The following is a 24,690-nucleotide window of genomic DNA, read 5'->3' as shown; positions in this document are numbered from 1 at the left end:
TGTTGACGAAACGGGAGACGAATAGATGAACCAGACGTTGATGGCCGTCGCGGCATTGTCAGTCATTTCGACGGCAGCTATCGCCGAAGCCTTTCCGCCCTTGCAGCGTGTTCGGGTGTTGGAGGAGGCGGTTCCGTCGGCCAATCCGGCCGTCAAGCTGGTTCGGGGTGCGCGCATCCGGTTTGCTCCGCGGCAACCGACCGGTCTTCATCGGCATCCGATTTCGGTGGTCGGCGTGGTGACCGCGGGCAGCTTTATCATCAAAAAAGAAGGTGAGCCGGAGAAAGTGGTCAAGGCTGGCGAACCTTTCTTCGAGGCGGCAGGGGTCGCTACCGAGCGGTTCGACAATGCGTCCGATACCGAGCCTGCGGAGATCGTTGCCTTCTTCCTCGCCGATACAAAAGACCGGCCGCTGATCGAAATGCTGGGTCAGAAATAGCCATGTGCACGCGAGCGCGGCTCACCGCGTTGCTTGCCGCTTCCATTTTTGTCGTCGCCGGCTGTCATGCGGCGGAAGCCGCAACAGCGCGCGGCAACGCGACGACGTAGAACTCGAACGTCGCCCTATCCCGGGGACAGATTTCGAGATGCGGCTCAGTCTGGTTACGCAGCCTCCGGGCTATTCCGCGCCTTTGCACCATCATCCAGGGCAGGGCTTCGTCTACATGCTGGAGGGAACGGCTGAAAGCGCTTACGGCGACGAAGCGGTCAAGCGCTTTCGGGCCGGGGATCATTGGACGGAGCCCGCCGATGTCGCCCATCGCGTGGCGAGAAACCCCGATGCGCAGGCCGTTCGCCGATTCCTGGTCTTTTCAGTGAACCGGCCCGGCGAGCCCGGCACCGTTTCTCCATGACGTCACAGGCCGGCGGAAGACCTGCCGGTCTCCGATCCATCGCTCCGGCGATTGCGATGCAATCGTCTTCAGCTCTCGAGCTCGCCCATATGATGTTGGGCGTAGAGCTCAAGGCCAAGCGTGGCGACGAGGTCGATTTGGGTTTCGAGGAAATCGATATGATGTTCCTCGTCGTGCATCAGTTGCTCGAACAGGCCGCGCGTCACATAGTCCTTCACACCGTGACAGTGGGTTGCCGCTTCTTCGTAAAGCTTGCGCGCTTCCGTTTCGGCCTTTAAATCGCGGTCAAGCACCTCCTTCACCGTTCGACCGATACGAAGGGAATCGAGGGTCTGCATGTTGGGATTGCCCTCGAGGAATATGATCCGCTCGATGAGTTTGTCCGCATGCTGCATTTCCTCGATAGACTCCTTGCGCCATTGCTTGGCAAGCACCTTGTAGCCCCAATTGTCCAGCAGGCGATAATGCAGCCAGTATTGATTCACTGCGGTGAGCTCGTGGCGCAGCGCCTTGTTCAGGTAGTCGATAACTTTGGGGTTACCTTTCATGAATCACTCCCTGTTGCCGATCGCCGCCGATGCGTAGCGCCGACAGTGCCGTTTCATTTTGATCGCCCGGTCGGGCTCCGCCCGCGTTCCGGCTCGCTGAGTTGCTCGGGAATCCACCCGAGAGGTTTTCAGCCTTGCGACTTCACCCCTCCAATGTAAATCCAACTCGCAAGGTCACCTGATAATGGCCAACAGACCCATTTTCGATGTGGCCTCTCGTTTGCACAACTTCGAACCATTTCATATCGCGAATGGTCTTCGATGCGCGGGTCAAGGCATTCCGAATGGCATCATCGATACTCTTTTCGGAAGATCCTACGAGTTCCAGGATCTTGTAGACGTGATCCTTCATTTCAGGAGCAACTGGCATGACGAACCTCCGTTGTAATGTCGGTGGGGCAACCCTGACTTAATCTCCTCCTGTCCAGAGTTTTAATCCCATCGCGAGCCAAGTCCATTCTGAACGAGCTTCCCCGCGCAATATCCGGGAAGCGCCATGAAGAGACTCATGCACTGCAGCAATTGCTGCTGCGACCGGTTTAGCCAGCGGCAAATCTGACCAGATCCGTTATGACGCTGAAAGCAGAAGCAGCTTCAGAGCATCAGCGCAGCTTGCCCCGCGCCGCGACCGGCAGCAGGCCTACGATTTCCTCGCCGCGCACCATCACGACTTCATCCATCATGTTGACGACGACGCAAACGTGATTGGGTACGATCCGCACGACGTCGCCGACCTCCGGCCGCGTATTGCTGCGGGCGAGGTCGAGGAAGCCGTGCTCCTCGGCGAATTTTGCAATTCGCGCTTCGGGATGTTCGAGGATCAGCCCGTGGCCGTCGAGCCCGCCGCCGGTATCGGAGGTCAGCGTTTTCGACCCGGCGTCGAGAATGCCGCGATCGGCGCCCGCGCGGCTCACGACCGTCGAATAGATATTGAGCGCGCAGTCGTCCCAGCTCGCCACGCCTGCGCCGACCTGCATGCGGTCGTTATAGATGTAGGTGCCGGGCCGGTGTTCGGTCGCGCCCTTAAGCTTGCCTAGATTCTTCAGATTGGGCGAGCCGCCGGTCGAGACCATCGTCGCATCGAGCCCGTGCGCGCGCACACCGGCCAGTGCCTCGTCATAGAATTTCTGTGCCTCCACCCAGCCGGTCTCGGTGGGGTAGAGCATGAAGCCGGCAAAGACGAGACCCTTCGAGTCCGCAATCTTGCGCGCCAGCGCGATCGCCTCCGCCGGTGTCTCGACCCCGGCGCGCTTGCGCCCGGTATCGCATTCGACCACGACCGACAGCGGACGCCCGGAGGCGGCGGCCGCCTGCGTGAGGCTTGCCACCACGGTCGGATTGTCGGCGGCAACCGTCATGTGCGCCTTGCTTTGTAGCGCGCCGAGCCGCGCCATCTTTTCTTCGCCGAGCAGGTTGTAGCTGATCAGGATGTTGTCGATGCCGGCCTCCGCCATCACCTCGGCTTCGCCGATCTTCTGGCAGGTGATGCCTCGGGCGCCGGCCGCGATTTGCATTTTCGCCAGCATCGGGCTCTTGTGCGTCTTGATGTGTGGACGATTGGCGACGCCGGCCTCGTCGCAAGCCTTCTGCACGCGTGCGATGTTGCGTTCGACCTTGTCCATGTCGATGACTGCAACGGGCGTGCCGTATTCGCGGGCGATCCTGGCGGCGAGGGGCGTGGTCATGGTGCGTTTCTCTTTTTGTTCAGGCTTGTTCTATTTCTTCGCGTAACACTTCAAGTTCCAGCCACTTGTCCTCGGCCGCCTGCAATTCTTCCTGCGCCTTGGTCATGGCCGCGGAGGCCTGGTCGAATTTCTTGCGATCCTTGGCATAGAGATCGGGATCGTCAAGCGCGAGGCGCTGTTTTTCGATCTCGGCCTGCAATTTTGCAATCGTTTTCGGGAGCGTTTCCAGCGCATGCTTCTCGTTGAACGAGAGCCGGCGCTTTGACGCGGCTGATGGCGGGGCGACTCTGGTTTCTGTCTCCCCTTCTTTCTTCTCGGCAGCCGTGGGCGACTTCGTCGCCTCGCGCTTCAGGTCCGCGCCGCGCTGCGCCAGCATGTCGGTATAACCGCCGGCATATTCGATCCAGCGCCCCTGGCCTTCGGGCACGATCACGGATGTGACGACGCGGTCGAGGAAGTCGCGATCATGGCTGATCAGGATCACCGTGCCCTCATAGTCGCCAAGCATCTCCTCGAGCACGTCCAGCGTCTCCAGATCCAGATCGTTGGTCGGCTCGTCGAGCACCAGCAGGTTCGAGGGTTTTGCCAATGCGCGCGCCAGCATCAGCCGGCCACGCTCGCCGCCGGACAGCGCTTCCAGCGGCGTACGCCGCTGCTCTTCGCCGAACAGGAAGTCTTTCATGTAGCCGATGACGTGCTTCGGCTTGCCGCCGACCATGACGTGGTCGCCGCGGCCGCCGGTCAGCGCTTCGGCGAGCGTCGATTTCGGATCGAGGCTTTCGCGATGCTGGTCCAGCGTCGCCATCTCGATATTGGCGCCGAACCGGATGCTGCCGCTGTCCGGCGGATTGGCGCCGGTCAGCATTTCGATCAGGGTCGTCTTGCCGGCGCCGTTGGGACCGACGATACCGACGCGATCGCCACGCTGGATGCGGATCGAGAAGTTGTCGACGATCTTGCGCTCGCCATAGGTGCGGCTGATGTTCTTGGCCTCGATGACCAGCCGCCCGGATTTTTCCGATTCTGCTGCGGCGAGATTGGCGTTGCCGGCGGTGCCGCGGTAATCGCGTCGTTGCTGCCGCAAGGCGTGCAGATTGCCGAGCCGCTTGACGTTGCGTTTGCGGCGCCCGGAGACGCCATAACGCAACCAATGCTCCTCGTCGACGATTCTGCGGTCCAGCTTGTGCTGCTCGCGCTCTTCCTCGGCCAGCACCTCGTCACGCCAGGACTCGAAAGCCGCAAAGCCGCGATCGATCTGTTTGATTCTGCCGCGGTCGAGCCAGGCGGTTGAACGCGACAGGTTGGAAAGAAAGCGGCGGTCGTGGCTGATCATGACGAGCGCGCTGCGCCGGCCGTCAAGCTCGCTTTCCAGCCACTCGATGGTGGTGAGATCGAGATGGTTGGTCGGCTCGTCGAGCAGCAGGATGTCGGGCGAGGGCGCCAGCACGCGGGCGAGCGCCGCGCGGCGCGCTTCGCCGCCGGAAAGGTTTGCGGGGTCTTCGTCGCCGTGAAGGCCGAGCTGCTCCAGCACATAGCGCGCGGGGTAACGGTCGTCGCCGGGACCCAATCCCGCCTCGACATAAGCGAGCGTGGAGGCGTGGCCCGAAAAATCCGGCTCCTGCGGCAGATAGCGAATGGTCGCGCCGGGCTGAACGAAGCGGCTGCCCTGGTCGGGCTCGACAAGGCCGGCCGCAATCTTCAGGAGCGTCGACTTGCCGGAGCCGTTGCGGCCGATCAGGCATACGCGCTCTTCCGCCGATACCGACAGTTCGACGCCCGCCAGCAATGGCGTGCCGCCAAAGGCAAGGCGGATGTCTTTGAGCTGGATCAGCGGCGGCGCCATCGTTCGGTTCAGCCTTGCGAAGATGCGGGCGCATCAGCGCGCCGGCGCTGGATGCGGCGAATGGCTTGATCCAGCGCCGACAGAAAGGCCGAGCGATCACGCGGCGAGAAGCCCCGCGGGCCGCCGGTGACTTCGCCCGACGAGCGCAGATCGGTCATGAGATTGCGCACCGCAAGCGTCATCCCGATCGATTGCTCCGTGAACGGCTTGCCGTTGGGCGCGATCACCTCCGCGCCCGATTTCACGCAGCGGCTCGCCAACGGAATATCTGAGGTGATCACGATGTCGCCGGGGCCGGCTCGCTCCGCAATCCAGTCGTCGGCGGCATCCATGGCGGAGCCCGCCGCAATCCGCTCGATCATCGGATCCGCCGGCACCCGGATGAACTGGCCTGCAACCACGCTCACGGGGAGAGCGTGCCGCGCCGCGACCCGGTAAATATCGTCCTTTACCGGGCAGGCGTCGGCATCGACATAGATACGGGTCGGATTTGAGGGCGCTGTCATCGATCCATCGAATAGATAGGAACCGCTCCGGGCATTTGCGATTGCGCGTGGTACCCCATCGGTCACCAAAATGCGACCCTTGCCACGGCATTCCCTTGGCGTACCATCGGACGCGAAATCATGGACAAACAGGGACGGGACGATGACAGGCCTGATCGAAACCTACCGCGTCGAGGCCTACAACACCGCCAAACAGTCCGAAAACAAGATGCATGACGACTCTGTGGCGCGCCGGTTCGGCTTCAGCGGCGGTCTGGTGCCCGGTGTCGATGTCATGGCCTACATGATGCATGTGCCGGTCGCGAGATGGGGCCGTGCCTTTCTCGACCGTGGCCTGATCGAGGCGCGCTTCGTCAAACCGGTCTATGACGGCGAGATCACCGAGATCAGGGGCCATGAGACAGACGGAGTGATTTCGATCGAGGTCGAGAGCCGTGGCGAGCTTTGCGCCACCGGAACCGCTTCGCTTCCTTCAGGCGTGCCTTCCTTCTCGCTTCGCGACTATCCGGCCACCGCGCCGGTTGCCGAGCGCCTGCCGGTCAGCCCGGCTTCTTACCGCCTCGGCCAATGGCTCGGCTCGATGCCGCGTACCTGGGCAGGCGACGCGGCGGACGAATATCTCGACGACGTGCGGGAGTGCGATGGCATTTACGTTCGCGAAGGCCTCGGTCATCCCGGCCTGTTGCAGCGGGTGATGAACAAGGTGCTGGTCGACAACGCGATCTTGGGCCCGTGGATTCACGTCGGCAGCCAGATGCAGTTGCTAGCCGCCGCACGCCGCGGCGACGAACTGACCGCACGCGCGAAAGTTACCGACGTCTATGAGAAGAAGGGCCATCGCTTCGTCGAACTCGATGCGCTGGTCGTCGGCAACGACACGACGCCGCTCGCCCATTGCCGGCATGTGGCGATCTATCAGCCGCGCGAGCAGGCGGCGGCGTAGTCTTCGTGTCCCGGACGCGGCGCAGCGTGCAACGCTGCTCCGCAGAACCGGGACCCAAGCCACAGATTTATGGACCCCGGATCAGCAGCGCACCACGCCGCTTGAGCGCCGCGCTGCGCAGCATCCGGGGAACGAGCCGCGATAATCGCGAGTAAACGCTTACGCCACCTTCGCCTTGGCATCATGGATCGCGCGCCAGACCCGCTCGGGCGTCAGCGGCATATCGATCGCAGTGATGCCAAGTTCCGACAGCGCATCCAGCACCGCGTTGATCAGGGTCGAGAGCGAGCCGGCGCAGCCGGCTTCGCCACAGCCCTTGGTGCCCAGCGGATTGGACGTGGCCGGCGACGGATGATCGCCGATCTGCATCAAGGGAATGTCCTCGGCGCGCGGCAGCGCATAATCCATGAACGAGCCGGTGATCGGCTGGCCGTTGCCGTCGTAGCTGACGTGCTCCATGAACGCCTGTCCGATGCCCTGCGCGACGCCGCCGTGCAACTGACCGGCGACCAGCATCGGATTGACGACGGTGCCGAAATCGTTGACGCCGGTATAGCGCACGATCTCGACGATGCCGGTGTCCGGATCGACCTCGACTTCGGCGACGTGGCAGCCATTGGGGAAGGTGGAGGGCACCGGCCCAGACGTGTGGTCGACGTCCAGCGAGGAGGGCACGTCTTCCGGCATCTTGCCGTCGCGCAGGCGCTGCGACAGCTCCATGATGTCGATCGATCGGTCGGTGCCGGCGATGGTGAACTGGCCGTCGGCAAATTCGATGTCGGCTTCGGCGGCTTCCATCAGGTGCGCAGCGGCGCGCTTGCCTTTTTCGATGACAAGCCTGGACGCTTCGACGATCGCCATGCCACTGGCCGTAATCGAGCGCGAGCCGCCGGTGCCGTTGCCGGTATGCACGAGGTCGCTGTCGCCCTGTTCGAGTTTGATGCGGTCGAAGGGAACGCCGAGCTGGTCCGACAGCACTTGCGCGAAGGCGCTCGCGTGGCCCTGGCCGTAGTCGAGCGTGCCGGTAATGATCTTCACCGAGCCGTCGTTCTCGAACACGATCCTGCCGAGCTCGACGCTGGGGGGCGCGGTGACTTCGAGATAGGAGCCGACGGCGATGCCGCGAAGCTTGCCGCGCTTGCGGCTTTCTTTCTTGCGTTTGGCGAAATTGGCGTGATCGGAAATCTCGAGCGCCTTGTTGAACACGCCCTGGAAATCGCCGCTGTCATAGACCATGCCGGACGAGGCGTTGAACGGGATCTGCGACGTCTTGATGAAGTTGCGCTTGCGCAGGGTCAGGCGATTGATGCCCATCTCGTCGGCGGCGCGATCGATCAGCCGCTCCATGAAATAGTTGGCCTCGGGCCGTCCGGCGCCGCGATAGGCGCCCATGTGCGAGGTATTGGTCAGCACCGTCTTGATATCGATGGTCATCAGCGGCGTCTGGTAGACGCTGGAAAGGTTCTTGCCGATGTTCAGCGACAACGGTTGCGGCGCGACACCGGTGATGTAGGAGCCTAGGTTGCCATAACCGGAAACCTTCACCGCCAGGAATTTGCCGTCGGCATCGAGCGCGAGCTCGCAATGGATTTTCTGTGCGCGGCCGTGGCTGTCCGACAGGAAGCTGGTCGAGCGTTCGTCGGTCCACTTCACCGGCCGTCCCAGAGCCTTCGCCGCGTGCAGGATGCAGACATATTCGGGATAGCTGGTGTTCTTCATGCCGAACGAACCGCCGACATTCGCGGTCAGCAGATGCACCTTGTCGTTCGGCACTTTCAGAACGTTCTTGGCGAGATTGACGCGGTTGGCGGCGACGCCCTGCGTCGGCACCTGAATCGTAAAACGCTCGGTCGCCTTGTCGTAGGAGGCGAGTGCCGCGCGCGGCTCCATCGCCACCACCGCCACGCGGTTGTTCAGAATGTCGAGCCTGGTGATGTGCGCGGCGCGCTTGAACGCCTCTTCCACCTTCTGGGCGTCGCCGAAGTGGTAGTCGAGCGCGACATTGTTGGGGATGTGATCGTAAAGCTGCGGCGCGCCGGGTTGCGCCGCTTCCTCGGGGTCGGTGACCGAGGGCAGGGGATCGATGTCGACTTCCACGGCCTCGGCGGCGTCGCGGGCCTGCACCAGCGTCTCGGCAACCACGAAGGCGATCGCGTCGCCGACATAGCGCACCTTGTCGGTCATCAGGGCGGTGCGGTTGGTCTGGTGCAGCGGTGTGCCGTCGCGGCTCTTCAGCGGCAGCGCGCAGGTGAAGGGGCCATACCCGGCTGCCACCAGATCGGCGCCGGTCCACACCCCGAGCACGCCGGGCATGGTCTTGGCGGCCGAGGTATCGATGCCCCGGATCGTGCCGTGGGCGTGGCTGGACCGGACGATCCAGGCATAGACCTGCCGGGGAAGCTGGAAATCGTCGGTATATTTGCCCTTGCCCCGGACCAGCGTGTCGTCCTCCTTCCGGCGGACCGGCTGGCCGACACCGAATTTTTGCAGTGCGATAGCGTTTTCCAGGGAGGTGGGGGACGTGTGATCTTGCATCGAAATTTCCCGAAATCGCCCGTTTTTTGGAGGTTTTGCCGTTCTATCCCAGATAGACCACGGTATCCCCGGCCACAATGTCTGATTGGGCATGGTCGCCTGTCAGTTGCTGCACCGCCCTTGCCACTCGCCCCGTCACTGCTAGAGTCGCCGTCGAAACAGAAATTCCTCGTCGGGCGGTCGAAAGCCCGGGGAAAGACATTGAATGAAGGACGATACGCGGGCTCGCGACGACGCCGCGTCGGCGTCGCGCGGAGGCTCGATAATACCGGTCGCGGCGGATGCCGCGGAGGCGAAGTTGGTTCCCAGCGCCGAGGTCTATGCCGCGCTGGATCTCGGCACCAATAATTGTCGCCTGCTGATCGCGTGCCCCACCGAAGGCGGCTTCCGGGTGGTCGATTCGTTTTCGCGGATCGTTCGCCTCGGCGAAGGCATTTCGGCCACCGGCTGCATCAGCGAGGCGGCAACCGAACGCGCGATCGCCGCTTTGAGCGTTTGCCGCGACAAGATCAAATCGCGCAAGGCGCGGCGCCTGCGGCTGATCGCAACCGAAGCCTGCCGCGCCGCCTCGAACGCCGAAGGCTTTCGCAATCGTGTCGCCGCCGAGACCGGCATCCGCCTTGAAGTCATCGACCGCGAGACCGAGGCGGCACTCGCGGTCATCGGCTGCTCGCCGCTGGTCGATCCGCACGGCCGCGGCGCCATCCTGTTCGATATCGGCGGCGGTTCCACCGAACTGGTCCGGATCGAGCGCGATCCGCAAGGAACGGAGGCGACACCGCGCATCAAGGCCTGGATGTCGATCCCGCTTGGCGTGGTCACGCTCGCCGAGCATTTCGGCGGCCGCGACGTCACTCCGCAGTCCTATGCCGCGATGACCGCCGAAGTCGCCAAGCACGTCGAGCCGTTCGCGGCCGAACACAGCCGCGATCTCGACAGGATGCATCTGCTCGGCACCTCCGGCACGGTGACCACGCTCGCCGGCATCCATCTCAACCTGCATCGTTACGACCGCCGCCGGGTCGACGGCATCTGGATGAACGATGCGGAAATCACCACGACCATCGCGCGGCTCTTGCGCATGAGCTACAGGGAGCGCGCCGCCAACCAGTGCATCAGCGTCGAGCGCGCCGATCTCGTGCTCGCCGGCTGCGCCATTCTCGATGCGATCCGCAACGCCTTCCCGCTGCCGCGGCTGCGCGTCGCCGACCGCGGTTTGCGCGAGGGCATGCTGGTGGAGATGATGCGCGAAGACGGCGCACTGAGCGGCAGCCGATAACCGTCAGGCATCACAACATGGCCAAGGATACGACTGGACGGCTGCATGTCACCGTCAAGAGCGGCGGCAAGCGCAAGCTGTCCTCAAAACTGTGGCTGGAACGCCAGCTCAACGATCCCTATGTCGCGCGGGCCAAACGCGAGGGCTTTCGTTCGCGCGCGGCTTTCAAGCTCACCGAGATCGATGACAAATATCATGTGCTCAAGTCCGGCATGACGGTGGTCGATCTCGGCGCGGCGCCCGGCGGCTGGAGCCAGGTCGCCGCCAAGCGGATCGGCCTTGCCAACGGCAAGGGCCGGGTGGTCGCGATCGATCTCCTGGAGATGCCCGAGATCGCCGGCGTCGCGTTCGCACAGCTCGATTTTCTTAGCCCCGATGCGCCAAAGCGCCTGATCGCGATGATGGAAGGCCGCGCCGACATCGTGATGTCGGACATGGCCGCCAACACCACGGGCCATCGCAAGACCGACCAGTTGCGCATGGTGGGGCTATTGGAGACGGCGGCGGCTTTTGCCGCCGAGGTGTTGAAGCCGGGCGGCACGTTTCTCGCGAAAGCCTTTCAGAGCGGCGCCGATGCCGAACTGATGGTTCAGTTGAAACGCGACTATGCCAGCGTTCGCCATGTGAAGCCGGCCGCGAGCCGGCAGGATTCGTCCGAGCGTTATGTGCTGGCGACGGGGTTTCGGGGTAGCCAAGCGTAATTCGTCATTGCGAGGAGCGTTAGCGACGACGCAATCCAGCTCCTTTACTTCTCTGGATTGCTTCGCTTCGCTCGTAATGACGGCTCACAACTACCCCAACCTTTGATCCCGCGCGTCCTGCGTGCTCTCGCTTGCGACCTTGGTTGCGGCGATCGCTGCGCCCTTGCGGCTCGAAATCTCGACCGCCTTGCGGCCGGATATTTCGTGGCCGGCATCGTCGGGCATCCGCCAGAACAAGAACGCCGACACCATCGAGATCACGCTCACCACGACGAAGGCAGGCGCGAACGCGTCGGCGGTGAGTTCGGTCATGTGACGCGCCCATAGCGTGGTCTCGACGCAGAAGGCGCCGACCGCGACGCCGGCCGAAACCGCCAGTTGCTGGTTGACGCTCACGAGCGTGGTGGCGCGGCTCATCTGCGGCGGCTCGACCTCGGCATAGGCCACCGTGTTGATCGCGGTGAATTCCAGCGAGCGGAAGAAACCGCCGACCACGAGGATGATCACGATCAGCAGCAATGGCGTCGTGACCGTGAACAGTGCGCAGGCGCCGAGGAAGACCGAACTGATGACGGCATTGATCGTCATCAGGTTGCGGAAGCCGAAGGTGCGGATGATGCGCGCGGCCAGCGTCTTCATGCCCATGGCGCCGGCGGCGGTGCCGAAGGTGACAAGCCCGGAAGAGAACGGCGACAGGCCGAAGCCGATCTGCATCAACAGCGGCAGCAGGAACGGCATCGAGCCGATGCCGAGCCGGAACAGAAACCCGCCGAGAATGCTGGCGCGCATCGTCGGCAACCGAAGCAGTCCGAAGTCGAGCACGGGCGAAGCGGTGCGCCGGGCGTGGATGACATAGAGCGTCATCGAGATCGAACCGATGGCGACGAGCGAGGCGACCACGCTCCAGGGCAGGAGATTGAGGCCGGCGACCGAAAGGCCGAAGGCGATGCCGGCCAACCCGATGCCGGCCAGCATCATGCCGGTGAGATCGAACCGTTCGGGGTTTTCGCTTCGAATCGGGTCGATGAAGCGCTGGGCCATGAAGATGCCGAGCAGGCCGATCGGGATATTGATCAGGAAGATCCAGTGCCAGGAAAAGTAGGTGGTGATGAAGCCGCCGAGCGGCGGCCCGATCACGGGGCCGACCAGCGCCGGCACGGTGACCCAGGCCATGGCGTTCACCAGCGCGCTCTTGTCGATCGTGCGCAACAATACGAGGCGGCCGACCGGCGTCATCATCGCGCCGCCGATGCCCTGCAGCGTGCGCGCGATCACGAAGTCCGTCACCGATCCCGACAGCGCGCAGCCGATCGAGCCCGCCATGAAGACCGCGATCGCGGCCGAAAACACCAATCGTGCGCCGAAGCGGTCGGCGGTCCATCCGCTCGCCGGGATGAAGACAGCGAGCGAGAGAAGATAAGAGGTGATCGCGAGCTTGAGCGTCAGCGGTGACGTGCCGATATCGCCTGCGATGGCCGGCAGCGAGGTCGCAATAACGGTCGAATCCATGTTCTCCATGAACAGAGCAGTGGCCACGATGAGCGGAATGAGACGCTGTTTATCCATTGTGATTTTTTGTGATGAGCGGGGAACTCGAGAGGCGACTGCCGCATTTGTGGCATGGTGAATGGTGCGAGGCTTGCGGATTCACCATCAGATAGCCTTTATTTTCAAGGGTTTCTCGCAACATGTTGCGAGGTGAGTGCGTGCTTTATTTGTGGCGAGATTGTGCGGAAACCTTAACGCGCCCACGTGTGCATAGCTAATCTGCGCAACATGATTGATATGGGGTTGCGCTGCGGTGCACATTGTGAGAGCTAGATGACAGCCGAGCCGTGGTGCTCATTTCCCTGTCCAAATTTTTTAGAGAGAAGGAAAACCCGGAATGGGGCTCCGTTTGCTTTTTGTTGTCGCGATCGTTTTCGGTCTCGCTCCTGTCAGTGCTTCCGCTGAAGGCATTCTTCATCGCGCGTCGTGCTCCGTTGTCCGTTATTACGTCGCCAAATACAGCGCGTCGATGGCGGAAGCCTATGCCCGCAGCAAGGGTGCAACCGATGCGGAAATCGAAGCCGCGCGTCGTTGCCTTGACGGCGGATCGCGCGTTCGCACCGCTCAGAAAAACGCTGAATAAACTCGCCTAATAACCAGATATGAAGCCGCGGGCTGCGTCATGGACGCGTCCGCGGCTTTTTCATGCCCGTGACGCCAATGCTTGTGGGACGGCCGCCTAAAGCCGGATTGTCCCCTTTGATTCGTCACGGTGGCGTGCTATCGACCACCGCCAACCCTACTTAATGGGCCTGATTCGACGACGAAGTCCGCTTCGCCGGCGATTTGGCTCATTTCAATTTTACGCGGCCAAAGGGCCGCCGGATGGAGTTGGTAATGGCGCAGCCGCAGGGAATTCAGGCCATCAGCGAAGCCTTCACGTTCGACGACGTGCTGCTCAAGCCTGGCCTTTCCGACATCCTGCCCTCCGACGCCGATATCCGCTCCCGCGTGACCCGCTCGATCCCGCTCAACATTCCGATCATGGCATCCGCCATGGACACCGTCACCGAAGCGCGCATGGCGATTGCGATGGCGCAGGCGGGCGGCATTGGCGTCCTCCACCGCAATTTCGATCCCGAGGCGCAGGCGGCGCAGGTCCGCCAGGTCAAGAAGTATGAATCCGGAATGGTGGTCAATCCGCTCACCATCGGCCCCGACGCGATGCTTTCGGATGCGCAGGCGCTGATGAGCGCGCACGGTTTTTCCGGCATTCCCGTCGTCACCGGCGGCGGTGACGGACGCCCGGGAAAACTCGTCGGCATTCTCACCAACCGCGACGTGCGTTTCGCGACCGATCCGAGGCAGAAGATTTCCGAACTGATGACGCACGAGAACCTCGTGACCGTGCGCGAGGGCGTCAGCCAGGACGAAGCCAAGCGGATGCTGCACCAGCACCGCATCGAAAAGCTGCTGGTCGTCGACGATCAATATCGCTGCGTCGGCCTGATCACCGTGAAGGACATGGAAAAGGCGGTTGCGCATCCGCTCGCCTGCAAGGACGCACAGGGCCGCCTGCGCGTGGCGGCGGCGACGACCGTCGGCGAGGGCGGTTTCGAACGCACCGAGCGGTTGATCGATGCCGGCGTTGATCTGATCGTGGTCGATACCGCGCATGGTCACTCCGCGCGGGTGCTCGAATCGGTCAGCCGGATCAAGCGGCTGTCGAATGCGGTTCAGGTGATCGCGGGCAATATCGCCACCAGGGAAGGCGCGCAGGCGCTGATCGATGCGGGCGCCGACTCGATCAAGGTCGGCATCGGTCCGGGCTCGATCTGCACCACGCGCATCGTCGCCGGTGTCGGTGTGCCGCAGCTCACCGCGATCATGGACGCGGTGGAAGCCGCGAAAAAGGCCGACGTGCCTGTCATTGCCGACGGCGGCATCAAGTTCTCCGGTGATCTGGCGAAAGCGCTTGCTGCGGGCGCCGACATTGCCATGGTCGGTTCGCTGTTGGCCGGCACCGACGAGACGCCGGGCGAAGTGTTCCTGTGGCAGGGCCGCTCCTACAAAGCCTATCGCGGTATGGGCTCGGTCGGTGCGATGGCCCGCGGCTCGGCGGACCGCTACTTCCAGCAGGACATCAAGGACACGCTGAAGCTGGTGCCCGAGGGCATCGAGGGCCAGGTGCCTTACAAGGGACCGGTCGCCAATGTCATGCATCAGCTCGCCGGCGGCCTGCGCGCCGCGATGGGTTATGTCGGTGCGCGCGACATCGGCGAATTCCACCAGAAGGCACAGTTCGTCCGCATCACCGGCGCGGGCTTGCGCGAAAGCCATGTCCACGACGTGACGATCACGCGCGAGGCGCCGAATTATCCGGGCGGGGCGTAAGTCTCATTCCCCGGACGCGGCGCAATGCGCAGCGGAAGCGAAGCGTTGCGTCGCTGATCCGGGGTCCACATTCCAACTGGCTGGGTCCCGGCTCTGCGGAGCGTCGCCGTAGTGCGTGTAAGACGCGCGTAAACGCGCTCTTGGCGCCGCACCGCGTCCGGGACACGCTTGCATACGCATCATGCAACATGGCGTATGGGGTGGGCGGACCATCCAGTGTACATCCAGCCGGGATGCGGGCGCTTTTGTCCGCGACTAAGAATTCGGCCGGATGTTGGATCGATCGCAAACCAGCGCGTCATCGCCACCCGTCAGCGACGGCTTGCCGCCCGAACGCCGGATCTGGGCGGTCGTTGCGATTTCGCTCGCGGTGGGATTGGCCTCGCTCGACACCGCGATTGCCAACATCGCGCTGCCGTCGATCGCCGCTGACCTGAAGGTCAGCCCGGCGGACGTCGTCTGGGTCGTCAACGTCTATCAGATCGCGCTGGTGGCCACGCTGCTGCCGCTCGGCGCGCTTGGCGAGATCGTCGGTTACAAGCGGATTTATCTCGGCGGTCTCTTGCTGTTCACGATTGCCTCGCTCGGATGCGCCTGCGCCTGGTCGCTGGAAACGCTGTTGATTGCGCGCGCGTTGCAAGGCCTCGGCGCCAGCGGCCTCATGGCTGTGAATTCGGCGCTGATCCGGTTTGCCTATCCGAACCGGATGCTCGGCCGCGGTTTCGGCTACAACGCGATGGTGGTCGGCACCGCCTTCACGCTGGGGCCGACGGTGGCGTCCGCCATTCTCGCCTTCGAGCCCTGGCCGTGGCTGTTTGCGGTCAATATTCCCTTCGGAATCCTGGCGATCGCGATCGGCATGCGGACGCTGCCGGCGACGCCGCGCGCCGGACACGGCTTCGATTTTCTCGGCGCGTTGCTGGCGGCGATGTGCGTCGGCCTTGTGGTTCTCGGCATCGGCAGCGCGGCGCACAAGGCTGCGACGGGCGTGGTTGCGGCCGAACTTGTCGTCGGAATCGTGCTCGGTCTGGCGGTGATCCGCCGGCAAGCCGATCATCCGGCGCCAATGCTGCCGATCGATCTGTTTCGCCGGCCGATGTTTGCGCTTTCGGCGGCGACGTCGGTGTGTTCGTTTGCGATCCAGGGCCTCGCCTTCGTTTCACTGCCGTTTTATTTCGAGGACATTCTGCTGCGGACGCAGGTCGAGACCGGCTTCTTCATGACGCCGTGGCCGCTGGTGGTGGCGATCATGGCACCCGTCGCCGGCCGCTTGAGCGACCGTTATCCGGTGGGCCTGCTCGGCGGCATCGGCCTCGTCCTGCTCGGGATCGGCATGATGCTGCTGGCAACGTTGCCGCCTTCGCCGGGCATCCTCAACATCGTCTGGCGCATGGCGATCTGCGGGGTCGGCTTCGGCTTCTTCCAGACGCCGAACCTGCGCGCGATCATGTCGAGCGCGCCGCCCGGCCGAAGCGGCGGCGCCAGCGGCATTGTCGCGACCGCGCGCCTGACCGGACAGACGACGGGCGCAGCCCTTGCCGCATTATGTTTTGCGTTGGCCGGGCGTGAGGGCGCGACCGTGGCGCTGGCGCTGGGTGCGGGATTTGCCGCCGTCGGCAGCGTCATGAGCTTTCTGCGGCTCACCGTTCAGTCGCCTAAGCCCTGAGAAGGGGCCGCGGCGTCAACTGGGGATGAGTTCGCCCAGGCTGATATTGATCTGACCTGCTGCGCGAACGTGCCGGACCTCGAAACTCTCCGGGCGAAACCGGTACTCGACGAGCCCGGTCTCCTTGACGCCGATCACGTCCTGCCGGTGATCCGGGACGATGAATCCGACCGACGGCGCCCAGATGTGCCGCGTTTGCGCGTAGGTGAAGTCGCGGCGCTGATGCACGTGCCCGCTTGCGACAAGCCGGACGTTATATGCGCCGAGCAATGTGACCAATCGCGCGCGGTCCGGTTGGGGAACAAAGCGGATTGCGGTCGCGGCCTCCTCGGGATCGCCCGGCGTGTTCAGGAATAGCGGCTTATGCAGAAACAGCGCGATCGGTTTTCCCCGCGCGCCCTCGAGCTGGGCCGTCAGCCACTCTTCCTGTTCGAGTTCGCTCGGAATTCCCGTATTCATGATCACCGAGTTCAACCCGATGAAACGCCAGTTCGCGGCCTCGAATTGCCAGCGATCTTCGCTGAACACCGAAACAAAGGTGTCGCGGAGTTCCTCCGTCGCAGGACACGGCGATCCAGCGCCGAAGGCGGTCGGGTTGTCGCCGATGTCGTGGTTGCCGGGCAAATAGCGGCAATCGACCGGCAGCGCGGCGTGTAGTTCCCTGGCGAATTCGAGATCAGCGCGGCTCGTCGGGCCATCCCATGACACATCGCCGGTGTTGACGACGAGATCGGGACGGCTGGCGTCGATGTGTTCGCTGACGCTGCGAAAATTCTCGGTCAGTTTGGTGAAATTGCGGGTGAGGTGGGTATCCGAAATCTGGGTCAGACGAAACTCGGCCATTTGGGACATATCCTCGGTCGGATGATCCCACGGAGTGTAGCGCGGCTCTTTGTCAGTTTGGTTGGCGGCGCGACGGAACTAGTGGTCCGATTCTAACATTCGCATCCCTTCTCAGCAGGCACTTTTGCGAATGTTAGAATCAAAGGACCACTAGCAAATATAGGTTTCTAGTGGAGCTTAGGATTTGACATTCGCTTGGCGAGTTCGCGGCTAGGCGGGTAGCGAATGTCAAATCCACTCCACTACCCCCGCTGCACGCTGGCGCCGCCATCGACCGGCAGTGTCACGCCGGTGATGAAAGAGGCTTCATCGGACGCCAGAAACAGCGCGGCATTGGCGACGTCCCAGGCGGTGCCCATCTTGTGGCGCAGCGGCACCTGGGCGTCGCGCGCGGCGGCGACTTCCGCGCGGCTTTTACCGAAGGCCTTGGCGCGGGTATCGACCGCCATCGGCGTGTCCATCAGCCCCGGCAGGATCACGTTGGCGCGGATGCCGTATTCGGCATTCTGGTAGGCGAGCTGTTCGGTGAAGGCGATCATCGCCGCCTTGGTCGCCTTGTAGGCGACGTAGGGATAGACGGTGATAGCCGCCATCGAGGAGATGTTGATGATCGCGCCGCTCTTTTGGTTCCGCATGATCGGGATCGCGTATTTCGCGGCCAGGATGCAGCTCTTGAGATTGATTGCGACGCAGTTGTCGATCGCTTCTTCCTTCAGCTGAAGCAATTCGGAATCGCCGCCGGCGAGGCTGACGCCGACATTGTTGTGGAGGATGTCGAGCCGGCCCCAGCGCCTTGGGGCTTCCTCCACCATCGCTTTGAGGTCGCGCTCTTTCGTAACGTCGGCCTCGAAGGCCGCAGCTTTGCCGCCTCTTGCTTCGATCAGGCCGACGGTTTCCTGGGCGGAGGCGAGGTTACGGTCGACGCACAAAACCGATGCGCCTTCGCGTGCAAAGGTGATCGCGGTCGCTCGCCCGTTACCCATGCCTTCGCCAGGGCTCTGGCCCGCTCCAACTACGATGGCGATCCGATCTTTCAGCCGCATGTCGTTTCACTCCCGCGAGAATTGATTGTTTCCGGGAGTTTATCGGAAGCGCGAGGATTGGGCTATTTCGGTGGCTCAGCCCCGGTGTGCGTGGCCATCCATCTCGGCGGCGAGCGCCCTGGCACGGTCGGTCGTCTGCTTCCACTGCAATTCGAATTGGGCCGGTTCGGCCGTCCGCGCGGCGAGATGGGCAATCGCCGCATTGCGCATGTCGAAGATCGCGAAGGCGAGCAGCGCCAGTGCGATCGCGGCCACGAGGCCATGGCGGATCATGTCGCGGTAGCTGCGATAGCCGGTCTGGAAGTAGATGGTGACAGTCAGCGCCACCGTCGTCGCGGCCGCGATCCCGGCCAGCGCCGGCATTACCAGGGTGCTGCCGTCATCGGCGCCGAAATCGGGCCAGATCCCCGCTATGCCTGAAAGCAGGCTTGTCGCTGTGGTGATGGCGTTGTGGAGCGATTCGGGGTTCATCGTAGCCTCTCGGATCGGTGAAGGAGACTGACCGTTGGTCGCCTCGGCCAAACGCCGGGTTCATTGGTTCGGTTCCGATTTATTGTCAGGTTGGCGGGGCACCGCTATAGCGGGGACACACCGTCCGGTGTTTGGGGGGATAGCGATGTCGGTTCAATCGGTTCTGCTGCCGGTCTTCGTGATGATCGGGCTCACCTTTGCGCTGTTGATCGGCATGGTCGGTGCCCGTCGTTCCGCGCTGGTGAGCCGGGAGACCAGGATCAAGGATATCGCTTTGGGGCAGCCAAACTGGCCTGAACGCGCCACCCAGGTCGGCAATTGCTACCGGAACCAGTTCGAGCTTCCGGTGCTGTTTTACGTGCTGATCGCGATCGCGCTGCCGATCCGCCATGCGGACCTCATCATCGTGGTCCTGTCCTGGGTGTTCGTGATCACCCGCCTGATCCATGCCGGCGTCTTCGTCAGTTCCAACAACCTCGGCCGGCGCTCGATGGCCTGGCTCGTCGGCGCCCTTGTGCTCCTGGTGATGTGGGTCTATTTCGCGCTCAGGATCCTGCTTCTCATCTGACGCAGGTCAGACCCCCAGCGAAAGATTTGAATGACCCCCGCAGCGCGCCTCTCGGCAGCCATTGAGCTGATCGAGACCATCGACAGCAATCGTGTTCCCGCCGCCGGCGCTCTGAAAGAATGGGGCACCGCGCACCGCTTTGCAGGTTCCGGCGACCGCGCCGCGATCGCTGGCCTCGTCTGGGACGTGCTGCGCCGGCGCGCCTCGAGCGCCTGGATCATGGGCGAGGACAGCGCGCGTGCGCGTCTGCTCGGCATGTTGAAGCTCGAGCGCGGGCTCAATGCCGACGCCATCGCCGCGCTGTGCGACGGCAGCCGCTTTGCGCCATCGCCGCTCTCTGCCGCCGAGCGCAACGCGCTGTCGTCGAACACGCTGGACGGCGCGCCCGCGCATATCGCCGGCGACTATCCGGAATGGCTTGATCCGCATCTGGCGCAGGTCTTCGGCGAGAACCGCGTGCTCGAGGCCGCCGCGATGGCGAGCCGCGCGCCGCTCGACCTGCGGGTCAATACGTTGAAAGCCAAGCGCGAGAAGGTGCAGGCTTCGACCGCGCATCTCGGCACCACGCCCACGAAATGGTCGCCGAACGGGCTCCGCATCGACATCTCGGCTGATGCAAGGAATCCCGGCATCCAGGCCGAGGAAGCCTTCATCAAGGGCCAGATCGAGGTTCAGGACGAGGGCTCGCAACTGGCGGCGCTGTTGTCGGCGGCAAAACCCGGCGAGCAGGTGATCGATCTCTGCGCCGGTGCCGGCGGCAAGACGCTGGCGCTGGCCGCGATGATGCAGGGCAAGGGGCGGCTGATTGCGACCGACAGCGACAAGCGCCAGCTCGCACCGATCCACGAGCGGCTGTCGCGCGCCGGCGTGCACAATTGCGACGTGCGGACGCCGAAAGGCGAGGGAGAGATTCTCTCCGATATCAAGGCGTCAGCCGATCTCGTTATGATCGATGCGCCCTGCAGCGGCACCGGCACCTGGCGGCGCAACCCGGACGCCAAATGGCGGATACGGCCGGGCGCGCTCGAAGTTCGCTTGAAGACGCAAGCTGAGGTGCTCGATCGCGCAAGCCACCTCGTCAAGCCGGGTGGCCGCATCGTCTACGTGACCTGCTCGGTGCTCGATGCCGAGAACGGCGAGCAGATCCGCGGATTTCTCGCGCGCCATCCGGGCTTTTCGATTATCCCGCCGGCGGAGGTCACGGCTGCGCTGTGGGACAAGGCCGACGACTTTGCCGCCGCCACGCTGCGATCGGCCGAGGGGCTTTTGATGACGCCGCGGCGCACGGGAACGGACGGGTTCTACGTGTCGGTGTTGCGGAAAGGGTAGCGCCGTCATTCCGGGGCGCGAGTGAGACGAGCGAACCCGGAATCCATTTATCCGCGCATTTTGTGGCTCGATGGATTCCGGGCCTGCGCCTGACGGCGCATCCCGGAATGACGGGGAGTGAGGGCTACATCGAGGTTTCGCTGTAGGAGATGCCGTGGGCATCCATCTGCTTGACCGTCAGTTTGCTCGGGTGCCGCTCGCGTCCAAAGAACATCCATCGCTCGAGGTCGGGCCGTTCGCCCGGCAAGGTGCGAAGCCACGCCGACTTCACGCCATCGGGCAAATGCCTCACCTTCATCTGATAGACGTCATAGACCGGCAGGCGCATTAAGGCTTCTCCCCATGCGCGAGGCTGGTGTCGAGTCGCGGCGAAACTGTGAATGCGCGTGGGCGGCTTTGCGGCGGCGGCCCTACTGATAGTTGCCCGAGGCCTGGACGATCTTGCCCGATGCGTCGAAGCGCAGATATTCGCAGACCTTCCCGCCGCGTTCGTTCTGGTAAAATACGATCAGGCTGTCGGGGCTTGTGTAGAGATCGATCAGCTCGAAATGCAGATCGGGCACGTGCGCCAGCGCGAACGCCCAGTATTCCCGCACCTTGCTCTTTCCCCGCAGCTTCCCGCTGGCGTCGAAGCCGAACGCGACGATGTGCTTCGAGCTCATCTCGAACTCGTCGGTATAAAGCGCCAGCACGCGGTCGAGATCGTGCGCATTCCAGGCCGCGATCCACTCGTGGCCGAGTGCGGCTATGTTCGCCTCCGCGCCCTTGCCGGCGTCGCCCTGCATCGGTTCCTCCCTGGGTCTATATAGGTCAGTATTACTGACCTATATGCTTTGTCTACCCCCTTCGCCATTTCGGGGCGATGCCGACGTTCCCCGGATGCTGCGCAGCGCGCCGCCTTTGCGGCGAGGTGCGTTGCTGATCCGGGGTCCATTAAGGTCAAGCTGGGTCCCGGCTCTGCGGAGCAGCGCCCGAAGCGCTGCCCCGCGTCCGGACAAGACCGTGGGGACAGGCGGTTCGGCAGGGTTGCGACGCTGTCGCCCGTCGCGTATTTGCTTCAGATGACCTCCGCACCCAAAACCGCTGAGTCGATGCCCGAACCGGCAGCGGCGCATGACAAGATTCTGATTGTCGATTTCGGCAGTCAGGTGACGCAACTGATTGCCCGCCGCGTCCGCGAGGAGGGCGTCTATTCCGAAATCGTGCCGTTCCAGAAGGCGGAAACCGCTTTCCGCGAGATGCAGCCGAAGGCGGTGATCCTCTCCGGCGGACCGGAATCGGTGCACGAGAGGGGGTCGCCGCGCGCGCCGCAGGCGATTTTCGATTCCGGCGTGCCGGTGCTCGGCATCTGCTATGGCCAGATGACGATGGCCGCCCAGCTCGGTGGCGAGGTCGAGGGCGGGCATCACCGCGAATTCGGCCGCGCCGATGTCGAGGTGAAAGCCCAAAGCCAGCTCTTCAACGAGGTCTGGGGCGCCGGCGAGAAGCATCAGGTGTGGATGAGCCATGGCGACCGCATCACGAAAATGCCGCCGGGCTTCACCGTTGCCGGTGTTTCGCCGAATGCGCCGTTTGCGGTGATCCAGGACGAGAAGCGCAAATATTACGGTCTGATGTTCCACCCCGAGGTGGTGCACACGCCTGATGGCGCGAAGCTTTTGCGCAACTTCGTGCGCAAGGTCGCTGGTCTCACCGGCGACTGGACCATGCGCGCCTTCCGCGAGGAAGCGATCGAGAAGATCCGCAGCTCAGTCGGCCGCGGCAAGGTGATCTGCGGCCTCTCCGGCGGCGTCGACTCCGCGGTCGCGGCCGTGCTGATCCATGAAGCGATCGGCGACCAGCTCACCTGCGTGTTCGTCGATCACGGGCTGCTGCGCCTGAAGGAAGCCGAGACCGTCGTCGACCTGTTCCGGCATCACTACAACATCCCGCTGGTTCACGTGGACGCCTCGAAGCAGTTTTTGGGCGAACTCGACGGCGTCACCGACCCGGAAGTGAAGCGCAAGACCATCGGCAGGCTCTTCATCGATGTGTTCGAGGCCGAGGCCAAAAAGATCGGCGGCGCGGAATTTCTCGCGCAGGGCACGCTCTATCCCGACGTGATCGAGAGCGTCTCGTTCACCGGCGGACCTTCCGTCACCATCAAGAGCCACCACAATGTCGGTGGTCTCCCGGCGCGCATGAACATGAAGCTGGTCGAGCCGTTGCGCGAACTGTTCAAGGACGAGGTACGCGTGCTGGGCAAGGAGCTCGGCCTGCCGGATATTTTCGTCGGCCGGCATCCGTTCCCGGGACCGGGCCTTGCGATCCGCTGCCCTGGCGACATCACGAAGGAAAAACTCGACATCCTGCGCAACGCGGACGCGGTCTATATCGATCAGATCCGCAAAGCCGGGCTGTACGACAAGATCTGGCAGGCCTTTGCGGTGCTGCTGCCGGTGAAGACCGTCGGCGTGATGGGCGACGGCAGAACTTACGAATACGTCGTTGGCCTGCGCGCGGTGACCTCGACCGACGGCATGACCGCCGACTTCTACCAGTTCGACATGAAATTCTTAGGGGAAACCGCGACCCGCATCATCAACGAGGTCAAGGGCGTCAACCGCGTGGTCTATGACGTGACGTCAAAGCCGCCGGGAACGATTGAGTGGGAGTAGCGGGTGCCCTACATCGATATGGGTCCTTCCAGGGCGGAAATATTCTCCTATTGGAAGGACAGCTTCCGGGATATTGGCATCTTCATCGATTGGGGAGAACCGAGCTGCTGGGCCTGCGGTTTTCACTACGGCACCAAGTACGACGTCAAATCGGCGGATGCGAGTTGGAAAACCATACTCGGTTGCTGGCAGAAAATTCCGCTTCAAAGATGTCATATCGTCCCCCGCTCGCTTGGAGGCAGCGATGGACCGTCCAATCGTTTCCTGATGTGTCGTGAATGTCATGACTTGCAGCCTAACACGCCATTTCCCGATATCTTTTTTGAATGGGTCCGTGCGCAAAGCCATATTGGAGGCGAGAGTCTGCAAAAGTGGAAGAAGCGTTGCGGTGTTTCGGAATTGGCCAAGACCAGCATCGAAAATTCAACCAAGTCCTGGAATCCCCGCAGTTCGAGGCTTGGATCGATGGCAAAATAGGCTTGCATCGGCCGCAATCAAATTATCCTTCGACATCGTGCCGCCTTACAGCTTCTACAATGGTTGGCTTGGTAGCTCACTATTTGAGGGCCAAACATTTCAATGGACCAATTGGACCGTCACCTTGCTGATAGGCAATGCACAAAAGAACGAATGCGGCGAAACGCTCATGCTGTTTTCGCGGCTTGGAAACTCAGTAATGTGGCTACAAGCAAACGCGGATTTGATCGTCCGGATAAAATAGCGGGTTCATCAATCCATTTCGTATGTACAAAATACTTGATGGCCGCCCAAATTGTAGTTACAATTAAATCGTGAAGATCGTTTGGGACGAGCCGAAGCGCCTCGCCAACCTGGAAAAGCACGGGTTGGATTTTGCTGATCTCGACGAAGCATTTTTCGAAAATGCACTCGTAGCTTCAGGAAACAAGCCAAAGCGCTGGCGCGCTATCGGCGTGAATGCGGGTGGCGTCATTGTGGTTGTGTTCGTCCGTCTCGGCCGCGAAGGTATCAGCATTATCAGCATGCGTCCCGCTAGCAAGAACGAAAGGGACCTATACCATGAAAGCCTCTAAGAAACGTCGCGGTTTTACCGCTAAGGATTTGAAGGAGGTCAGCGACAGTCCTGAACTCAGCAAGGCCGACTTCGCCAAAGCCAAACCGTTCTCGGAAGTGTTCCCAGGCCTTTCCGCTTCGATCCGCAAAGGACGTGGGCCGAACAAGGCGCCTACCAAGGAACTGGTCTCGATACGCCTGAGCAGGAACGTCATCGAGTATTTCAAGAAGGAGGGCGATGGCTGGCAGACGCGGATCGATGAGACCTTGCAGAAGGCCGTCAAGCGTAAAGCCTCGTGAGCGCC

The 24,690-nt window shown here is 62.7% G+C and carries 26 protein-coding genes; 14 read left to right on the top strand and 12 right to left on the bottom strand.

The window, feature by feature from the left end:
* The first annotated feature begins 40 nt into the window (after positions 1 to 40).
* Both BUA38_RS35670 and BUA38_RS35665 read left to right on the top strand, forming a co-directional pair.
* Entirely contained in the window at positions 41 to 439 is a 399-nt protein-coding gene (locus BUA38_RS35670) for a hypothetical protein (RefSeq protein WP_156898885.1), read from the top strand.
* Between the two features lie 148 nt (positions 440 to 587).
* A complete protein-coding gene (locus BUA38_RS35665) occupies positions 588 to 854 on the top strand; it encodes a cupin domain-containing protein (RefSeq protein WP_072825496.1) in 267 nt (88 codons plus the stop codon).
* 68 nt (positions 855 to 922) lie between these two features.
* Here the strand turns inward: BUA38_RS35665 and bfr are convergent, their stop codons facing one another.
* From bfr to BUA38_RS35640, 5 genes are all read right to left on the bottom strand, one after another.
* Positions 923 to 1,402 carry a bacterioferritin gene (gene bfr, locus BUA38_RS35660; protein WP_072825494.1) on the bottom strand — a complete coding sequence of 160 codons (480 nt, stop codon included), beginning with the start codon at positions 1,400 to 1,402 and terminating at the stop codon, positions 923 to 925.
* Between the two features lie 142 nt (positions 1,403 to 1,544).
* Positions 1,545 to 1,772, bottom strand: a complete 228-nt coding sequence (locus tag BUA38_RS35655) for a dodecin (RefSeq protein WP_072825492.1) — start codon at positions 1,770 to 1,772, stop codon at positions 1,545 to 1,547.
* 232 nt (positions 1,773 to 2,004) lie between these two features.
* Positions 2,005 to 3,087: a D-TA family PLP-dependent enzyme gene (locus BUA38_RS35650; RefSeq protein ID WP_072825490.1), complete on the bottom strand. Its 1,083-nt coding sequence runs from the start codon at positions 3,085 to 3,087 to the stop codon at positions 2,005 to 2,007.
* Positions 3,088 to 3,106: 19 nt separating this feature from the next.
* Complete coding sequence (locus BUA38_RS35645) at positions 3,107 to 4,930, bottom strand: ABC-F family ATP-binding cassette domain-containing protein (RefSeq protein ID WP_072825488.1); 1,824 nt, start codon at positions 4,928 to 4,930, stop codon at positions 3,107 to 3,109.
* Positions 4,931 to 4,938: 8 nt separating this feature from the next.
* Positions 4,939 to 5,436 (bottom strand): YaiI/YqxD family protein, encoded by a 498-nt coding sequence (locus BUA38_RS35640; RefSeq protein WP_072825486.1) that lies wholly within the window; start codon positions 5,434 to 5,436, stop codon positions 4,939 to 4,941.
* Positions 5,437 to 5,578: 142 nt separating this feature from the next.
* Between BUA38_RS35640 and BUA38_RS35635 the strand changes: the two genes are divergently transcribed.
* The gene (locus tag BUA38_RS35635; RefSeq protein WP_072825484.1) at positions 5,579 to 6,379 is read left to right on the top strand and encodes a MaoC family dehydratase N-terminal domain-containing protein; all 801 of its coding nucleotides are present in this window, start codon (positions 5,579 to 5,581) and stop codon (positions 6,377 to 6,379) included.
* 159 nt (positions 6,380 to 6,538) lie between these two features.
* Here the strand turns inward: BUA38_RS35635 and BUA38_RS35630 are convergent, their stop codons facing one another.
* On the bottom strand, positions 6,539 to 8,914 hold the full coding sequence (locus tag BUA38_RS35630) for a xanthine dehydrogenase family protein molybdopterin-binding subunit (protein ID WP_072825482.1): 2,376 nt from the start codon (positions 8,912 to 8,914) through the stop codon (positions 6,539 to 6,541).
* A 205-nt stretch (positions 8,915 to 9,119) separates the two neighbouring features.
* Here BUA38_RS35630 and BUA38_RS35625 point away from each other — a divergent pair, with 205 nt between their 5' ends.
* Together BUA38_RS35625 and BUA38_RS35620 are read left to right on the top strand one after the other, a co-directional pair.
* On the top strand, positions 9,120 to 10,193 hold the full coding sequence (locus tag BUA38_RS35625) for a Ppx/GppA phosphatase family protein (RefSeq protein ID WP_072825480.1): 1,074 nt from the start codon (positions 9,120 to 9,122) through the stop codon (positions 10,191 to 10,193).
* 17 nt (positions 10,194 to 10,210) lie between these two features.
* Complete coding sequence (locus tag BUA38_RS35620) at positions 10,211 to 10,894, top strand: RlmE family RNA methyltransferase (protein WP_072825478.1); 684 nt, start codon at positions 10,211 to 10,213, stop codon at positions 10,892 to 10,894.
* Between the two features lie 90 nt (positions 10,895 to 10,984).
* Here the strand turns inward: BUA38_RS35620 and BUA38_RS35615 are convergent, their stop codons facing one another.
* Positions 10,985 to 12,460, bottom strand: a complete 1,476-nt coding sequence (locus BUA38_RS35615) for an MFS transporter (RefSeq protein WP_072825476.1) — start codon at positions 12,458 to 12,460, stop codon at positions 10,985 to 10,987.
* 319 nt (positions 12,461 to 12,779) lie between these two features.
* Here BUA38_RS35615 and BUA38_RS35610 point away from each other — a divergent pair, with 319 nt between their 5' ends.
* The 3 genes from BUA38_RS35610 to BUA38_RS35600 all read left to right on the top strand — a co-directional run bounded on the left by BUA38_RS35610 (position 12,780) and on the right by BUA38_RS35600 (position 16,442).
* Positions 12,780 to 13,025, top strand: coding sequence for a hypothetical protein (locus BUA38_RS35610; protein ID WP_156898884.1), 246 nt, complete (start codon positions 12,780 to 12,782; stop codon positions 13,023 to 13,025).
* Between the two features lie 254 nt (positions 13,026 to 13,279).
* A complete protein-coding gene (guaB, locus tag BUA38_RS35605) occupies positions 13,280 to 14,776 on the top strand; it encodes an IMP dehydrogenase (protein ID WP_072825474.1) in 1,497 nt (498 codons plus the stop codon).
* Between the two features lie 271 nt (positions 14,777 to 15,047).
* Complete coding sequence (locus tag BUA38_RS35600) at positions 15,048 to 16,442, top strand: MFS transporter (RefSeq protein ID WP_072825472.1); 1,395 nt, start codon at positions 15,048 to 15,050, stop codon at positions 16,440 to 16,442.
* Between the two features lie 15 nt (positions 16,443 to 16,457).
* On the opposite strand, the gene BUA38_RS35595 is transcribed toward BUA38_RS35600, so the two are convergent.
* The 3 genes from BUA38_RS35595 to BUA38_RS35585 form a co-directional block, all read right to left on the bottom strand.
* A complete protein-coding gene (locus BUA38_RS35595) occupies positions 16,458 to 17,285 on the bottom strand; it encodes a metallophosphoesterase family protein (RefSeq protein WP_072825470.1) in 828 nt (275 codons plus the stop codon).
* Positions 17,286 to 17,527: 242 nt separating this feature from the next.
* Positions 17,528 to 18,328: an SDR family NAD(P)-dependent oxidoreductase gene (locus tag BUA38_RS35590; protein WP_072825468.1), complete on the bottom strand. Its 801-nt coding sequence runs from the start codon at positions 18,326 to 18,328 to the stop codon at positions 17,528 to 17,530.
* A 75-nt stretch (positions 18,329 to 18,403) separates the two neighbouring features.
* Positions 18,404 to 18,799 carry a hypothetical protein gene (locus BUA38_RS35585; protein WP_072825466.1) on the bottom strand — a complete coding sequence of 132 codons (396 nt, stop codon included), beginning with the start codon at positions 18,797 to 18,799 and terminating at the stop codon, positions 18,404 to 18,406.
* Between the two features lie 145 nt (positions 18,800 to 18,944).
* Here BUA38_RS35585 and BUA38_RS35580 point away from each other — a divergent pair, with 145 nt between their 5' ends.
* Together BUA38_RS35580 and BUA38_RS35575 are read left to right on the top strand one after the other, a co-directional pair.
* Complete coding sequence (locus tag BUA38_RS35580) at positions 18,945 to 19,367, top strand: MAPEG family protein (RefSeq protein WP_072825464.1); 423 nt, start codon at positions 18,945 to 18,947, stop codon at positions 19,365 to 19,367.
* A gap of 30 nt (positions 19,368 to 19,397) precedes the next feature.
* A complete protein-coding gene (locus BUA38_RS35575) occupies positions 19,398 to 20,696 on the top strand; it encodes an RsmB/NOP family class I SAM-dependent RNA methyltransferase (protein WP_072825462.1) in 1,299 nt (432 codons plus the stop codon).
* Between the two features lie 124 nt (positions 20,697 to 20,820).
* On the opposite strand, the gene BUA38_RS35570 is transcribed toward BUA38_RS35575, so the two are convergent.
* Both BUA38_RS35570 and BUA38_RS35565 read right to left on the bottom strand, forming a co-directional pair.
* Positions 20,821 to 21,024: a hypothetical protein gene (locus tag BUA38_RS35570; protein WP_083587896.1), complete on the bottom strand. Its 204-nt coding sequence runs from the start codon at positions 21,022 to 21,024 to the stop codon at positions 20,821 to 20,823.
* A gap of 82 nt (positions 21,025 to 21,106) precedes the next feature.
* A complete protein-coding gene (locus BUA38_RS35565; protein WP_072825460.1) occupies positions 21,107 to 21,481 on the bottom strand; it encodes a nuclear transport factor 2 family protein in 375 nt (124 codons plus the stop codon).
* A 276-nt stretch (positions 21,482 to 21,757) separates the two neighbouring features.
* On the opposite strand from BUA38_RS35565, the gene guaA reads away from it, so the two are divergent.
* From guaA to BUA38_RS35545, 4 genes are all read left to right on the top strand, one after another.
* Positions 21,758 to 23,353: a glutamine-hydrolyzing GMP synthase gene (gene guaA / locus BUA38_RS35560; protein WP_072825458.1), complete on the top strand. Its 1,596-nt coding sequence runs from the start codon at positions 21,758 to 21,760 to the stop codon at positions 23,351 to 23,353.
* Positions 23,354 to 23,356: 3 nt separating this feature from the next.
* Entirely contained in the window at positions 23,357 to 23,830 is a 474-nt protein-coding gene (locus tag BUA38_RS37395; protein ID WP_156898883.1) for an HNH endonuclease, read from the top strand.
* A gap of 314 nt (positions 23,831 to 24,144) precedes the next feature.
* Positions 24,145 to 24,405, top strand: a complete 261-nt coding sequence (locus BUA38_RS35550) for a BrnT family toxin (protein ID WP_156898882.1) — start codon at positions 24,145 to 24,147, stop codon at positions 24,403 to 24,405.
* Positions 24,392 to 24,685: a BrnA antitoxin family protein gene (locus BUA38_RS35545; RefSeq protein ID WP_072825453.1), complete on the top strand. Its 294-nt coding sequence runs from the start codon at positions 24,392 to 24,394 to the stop codon at positions 24,683 to 24,685. Before BUA38_RS35550 ends, BUA38_RS35545 begins: the two co-directional genes overlap by 14 nt.
* Positions 24,686 to 24,690: the final 5 nt, after the last annotated feature.

Source organism: Bradyrhizobium erythrophlei, assembly GCF_900142985.1.
GTDB lineage: Bacteria > Pseudomonadota > Alphaproteobacteria > Rhizobiales > Xanthobacteraceae > Bradyrhizobium > Bradyrhizobium erythrophlei_B.
This window is presented reverse-complemented; position numbering and strand designations above follow the sequence as displayed.

Coding starts and splice junctions, on each gene's coding strand:
- BUA38_RS35670 (WP_156898885.1), top strand. CDS start 41: ATGGCCGTCGCGGCATTGTCAGTCATTTCGACGGCAGCTATCGCCGAA.
- BUA38_RS35665 (WP_072825496.1), top strand. CDS start 588: ATGCGGCTCAGTCTGGTTACGCAGCCTCCGGGCTATTCCGCGCCTTTG.
- bfr (WP_072825494.1), bottom strand. CDS start 1,402: ATGAAAGGTAACCCCAAAGTTATCGACTACCTGAACAAGGCGCTGCGC.
- BUA38_RS35655 (WP_072825492.1), bottom strand. CDS start 1,772: ATGCCAGTTGCTCCTGAAATGAAGGATCACGTCTACAAGATCCTGGAA.
- BUA38_RS35650 (WP_072825490.1), bottom strand. CDS start 3,087: ATGACCACGCCCCTCGCCGCCAGGATCGCCCGCGAATACGGCACGCCC.
- BUA38_RS35645 (WP_072825488.1), bottom strand. CDS start 4,930: ATGGCGCCGCCGCTGATCCAGCTCAAAGACATCCGCCTTGCCTTTGGC.
- BUA38_RS35640 (WP_072825486.1), bottom strand. CDS start 5,436: ATGACAGCGCCCTCAAATCCGACCCGTATCTATGTCGATGCCGACGCC.
- BUA38_RS35635 (WP_072825484.1), top strand. CDS start 5,579: ATGACAGGCCTGATCGAAACCTACCGCGTCGAGGCCTACAACACCGCC.
- BUA38_RS35630 (WP_072825482.1), bottom strand. CDS start 8,914: ATGCAAGATCACACGTCCCCCACCTCCCTGGAAAACGCTATCGCACTG.
- BUA38_RS35625 (WP_072825480.1), top strand. CDS start 9,120: ATGAAGGACGATACGCGGGCTCGCGACGACGCCGCGTCGGCGTCGCGC.
- BUA38_RS35620 (WP_072825478.1), top strand. CDS start 10,211: ATGGCCAAGGATACGACTGGACGGCTGCATGTCACCGTCAAGAGCGGC.
- BUA38_RS35615 (WP_072825476.1), bottom strand. CDS start 12,460: ATGGATAAACAGCGTCTCATTCCGCTCATCGTGGCCACTGCTCTGTTC.
- BUA38_RS35610 (WP_156898884.1), top strand. CDS start 12,780: ATGGGGCTCCGTTTGCTTTTTGTTGTCGCGATCGTTTTCGGTCTCGCT.
- guaB (WP_072825474.1), top strand. CDS start 13,280: ATGGCGCAGCCGCAGGGAATTCAGGCCATCAGCGAAGCCTTCACGTTC.
- BUA38_RS35600 (WP_072825472.1), top strand. CDS start 15,048: ATGTTGGATCGATCGCAAACCAGCGCGTCATCGCCACCCGTCAGCGAC.
- BUA38_RS35595 (WP_072825470.1), bottom strand. CDS start 17,285: ATGGCCGAGTTTCGTCTGACCCAGATTTCGGATACCCACCTCACCCGC.
- BUA38_RS35590 (WP_072825468.1), bottom strand. CDS start 18,328: ATGCGGCTGAAAGATCGGATCGCCATCGTAGTTGGAGCGGGCCAGAGC.
- BUA38_RS35585 (WP_072825466.1), bottom strand. CDS start 18,799: ATGAACCCCGAATCGCTCCACAACGCCATCACCACAGCGACAAGCCTG.
- BUA38_RS35580 (WP_072825464.1), top strand. CDS start 18,945: ATGTCGGTTCAATCGGTTCTGCTGCCGGTCTTCGTGATGATCGGGCTC.
- BUA38_RS35575 (WP_072825462.1), top strand. CDS start 19,398: ATGACCCCCGCAGCGCGCCTCTCGGCAGCCATTGAGCTGATCGAGACC.
- BUA38_RS35570 (WP_083587896.1), bottom strand. CDS start 21,024: ATGCGCCTGCCGGTCTATGACGTCTATCAGATGAAGGTGAGGCATTTG.
- BUA38_RS35565 (WP_072825460.1), bottom strand. CDS start 21,481: ATGCAGGGCGACGCCGGCAAGGGCGCGGAGGCGAACATAGCCGCACTC.
- guaA (WP_072825458.1), top strand. CDS start 21,758: ATGACCTCCGCACCCAAAACCGCTGAGTCGATGCCCGAACCGGCAGCG.
- BUA38_RS35545 (WP_072825453.1), top strand. CDS start 24,392: ATGAAAGCCTCTAAGAAACGTCGCGGTTTTACCGCTAAGGATTTGAAG.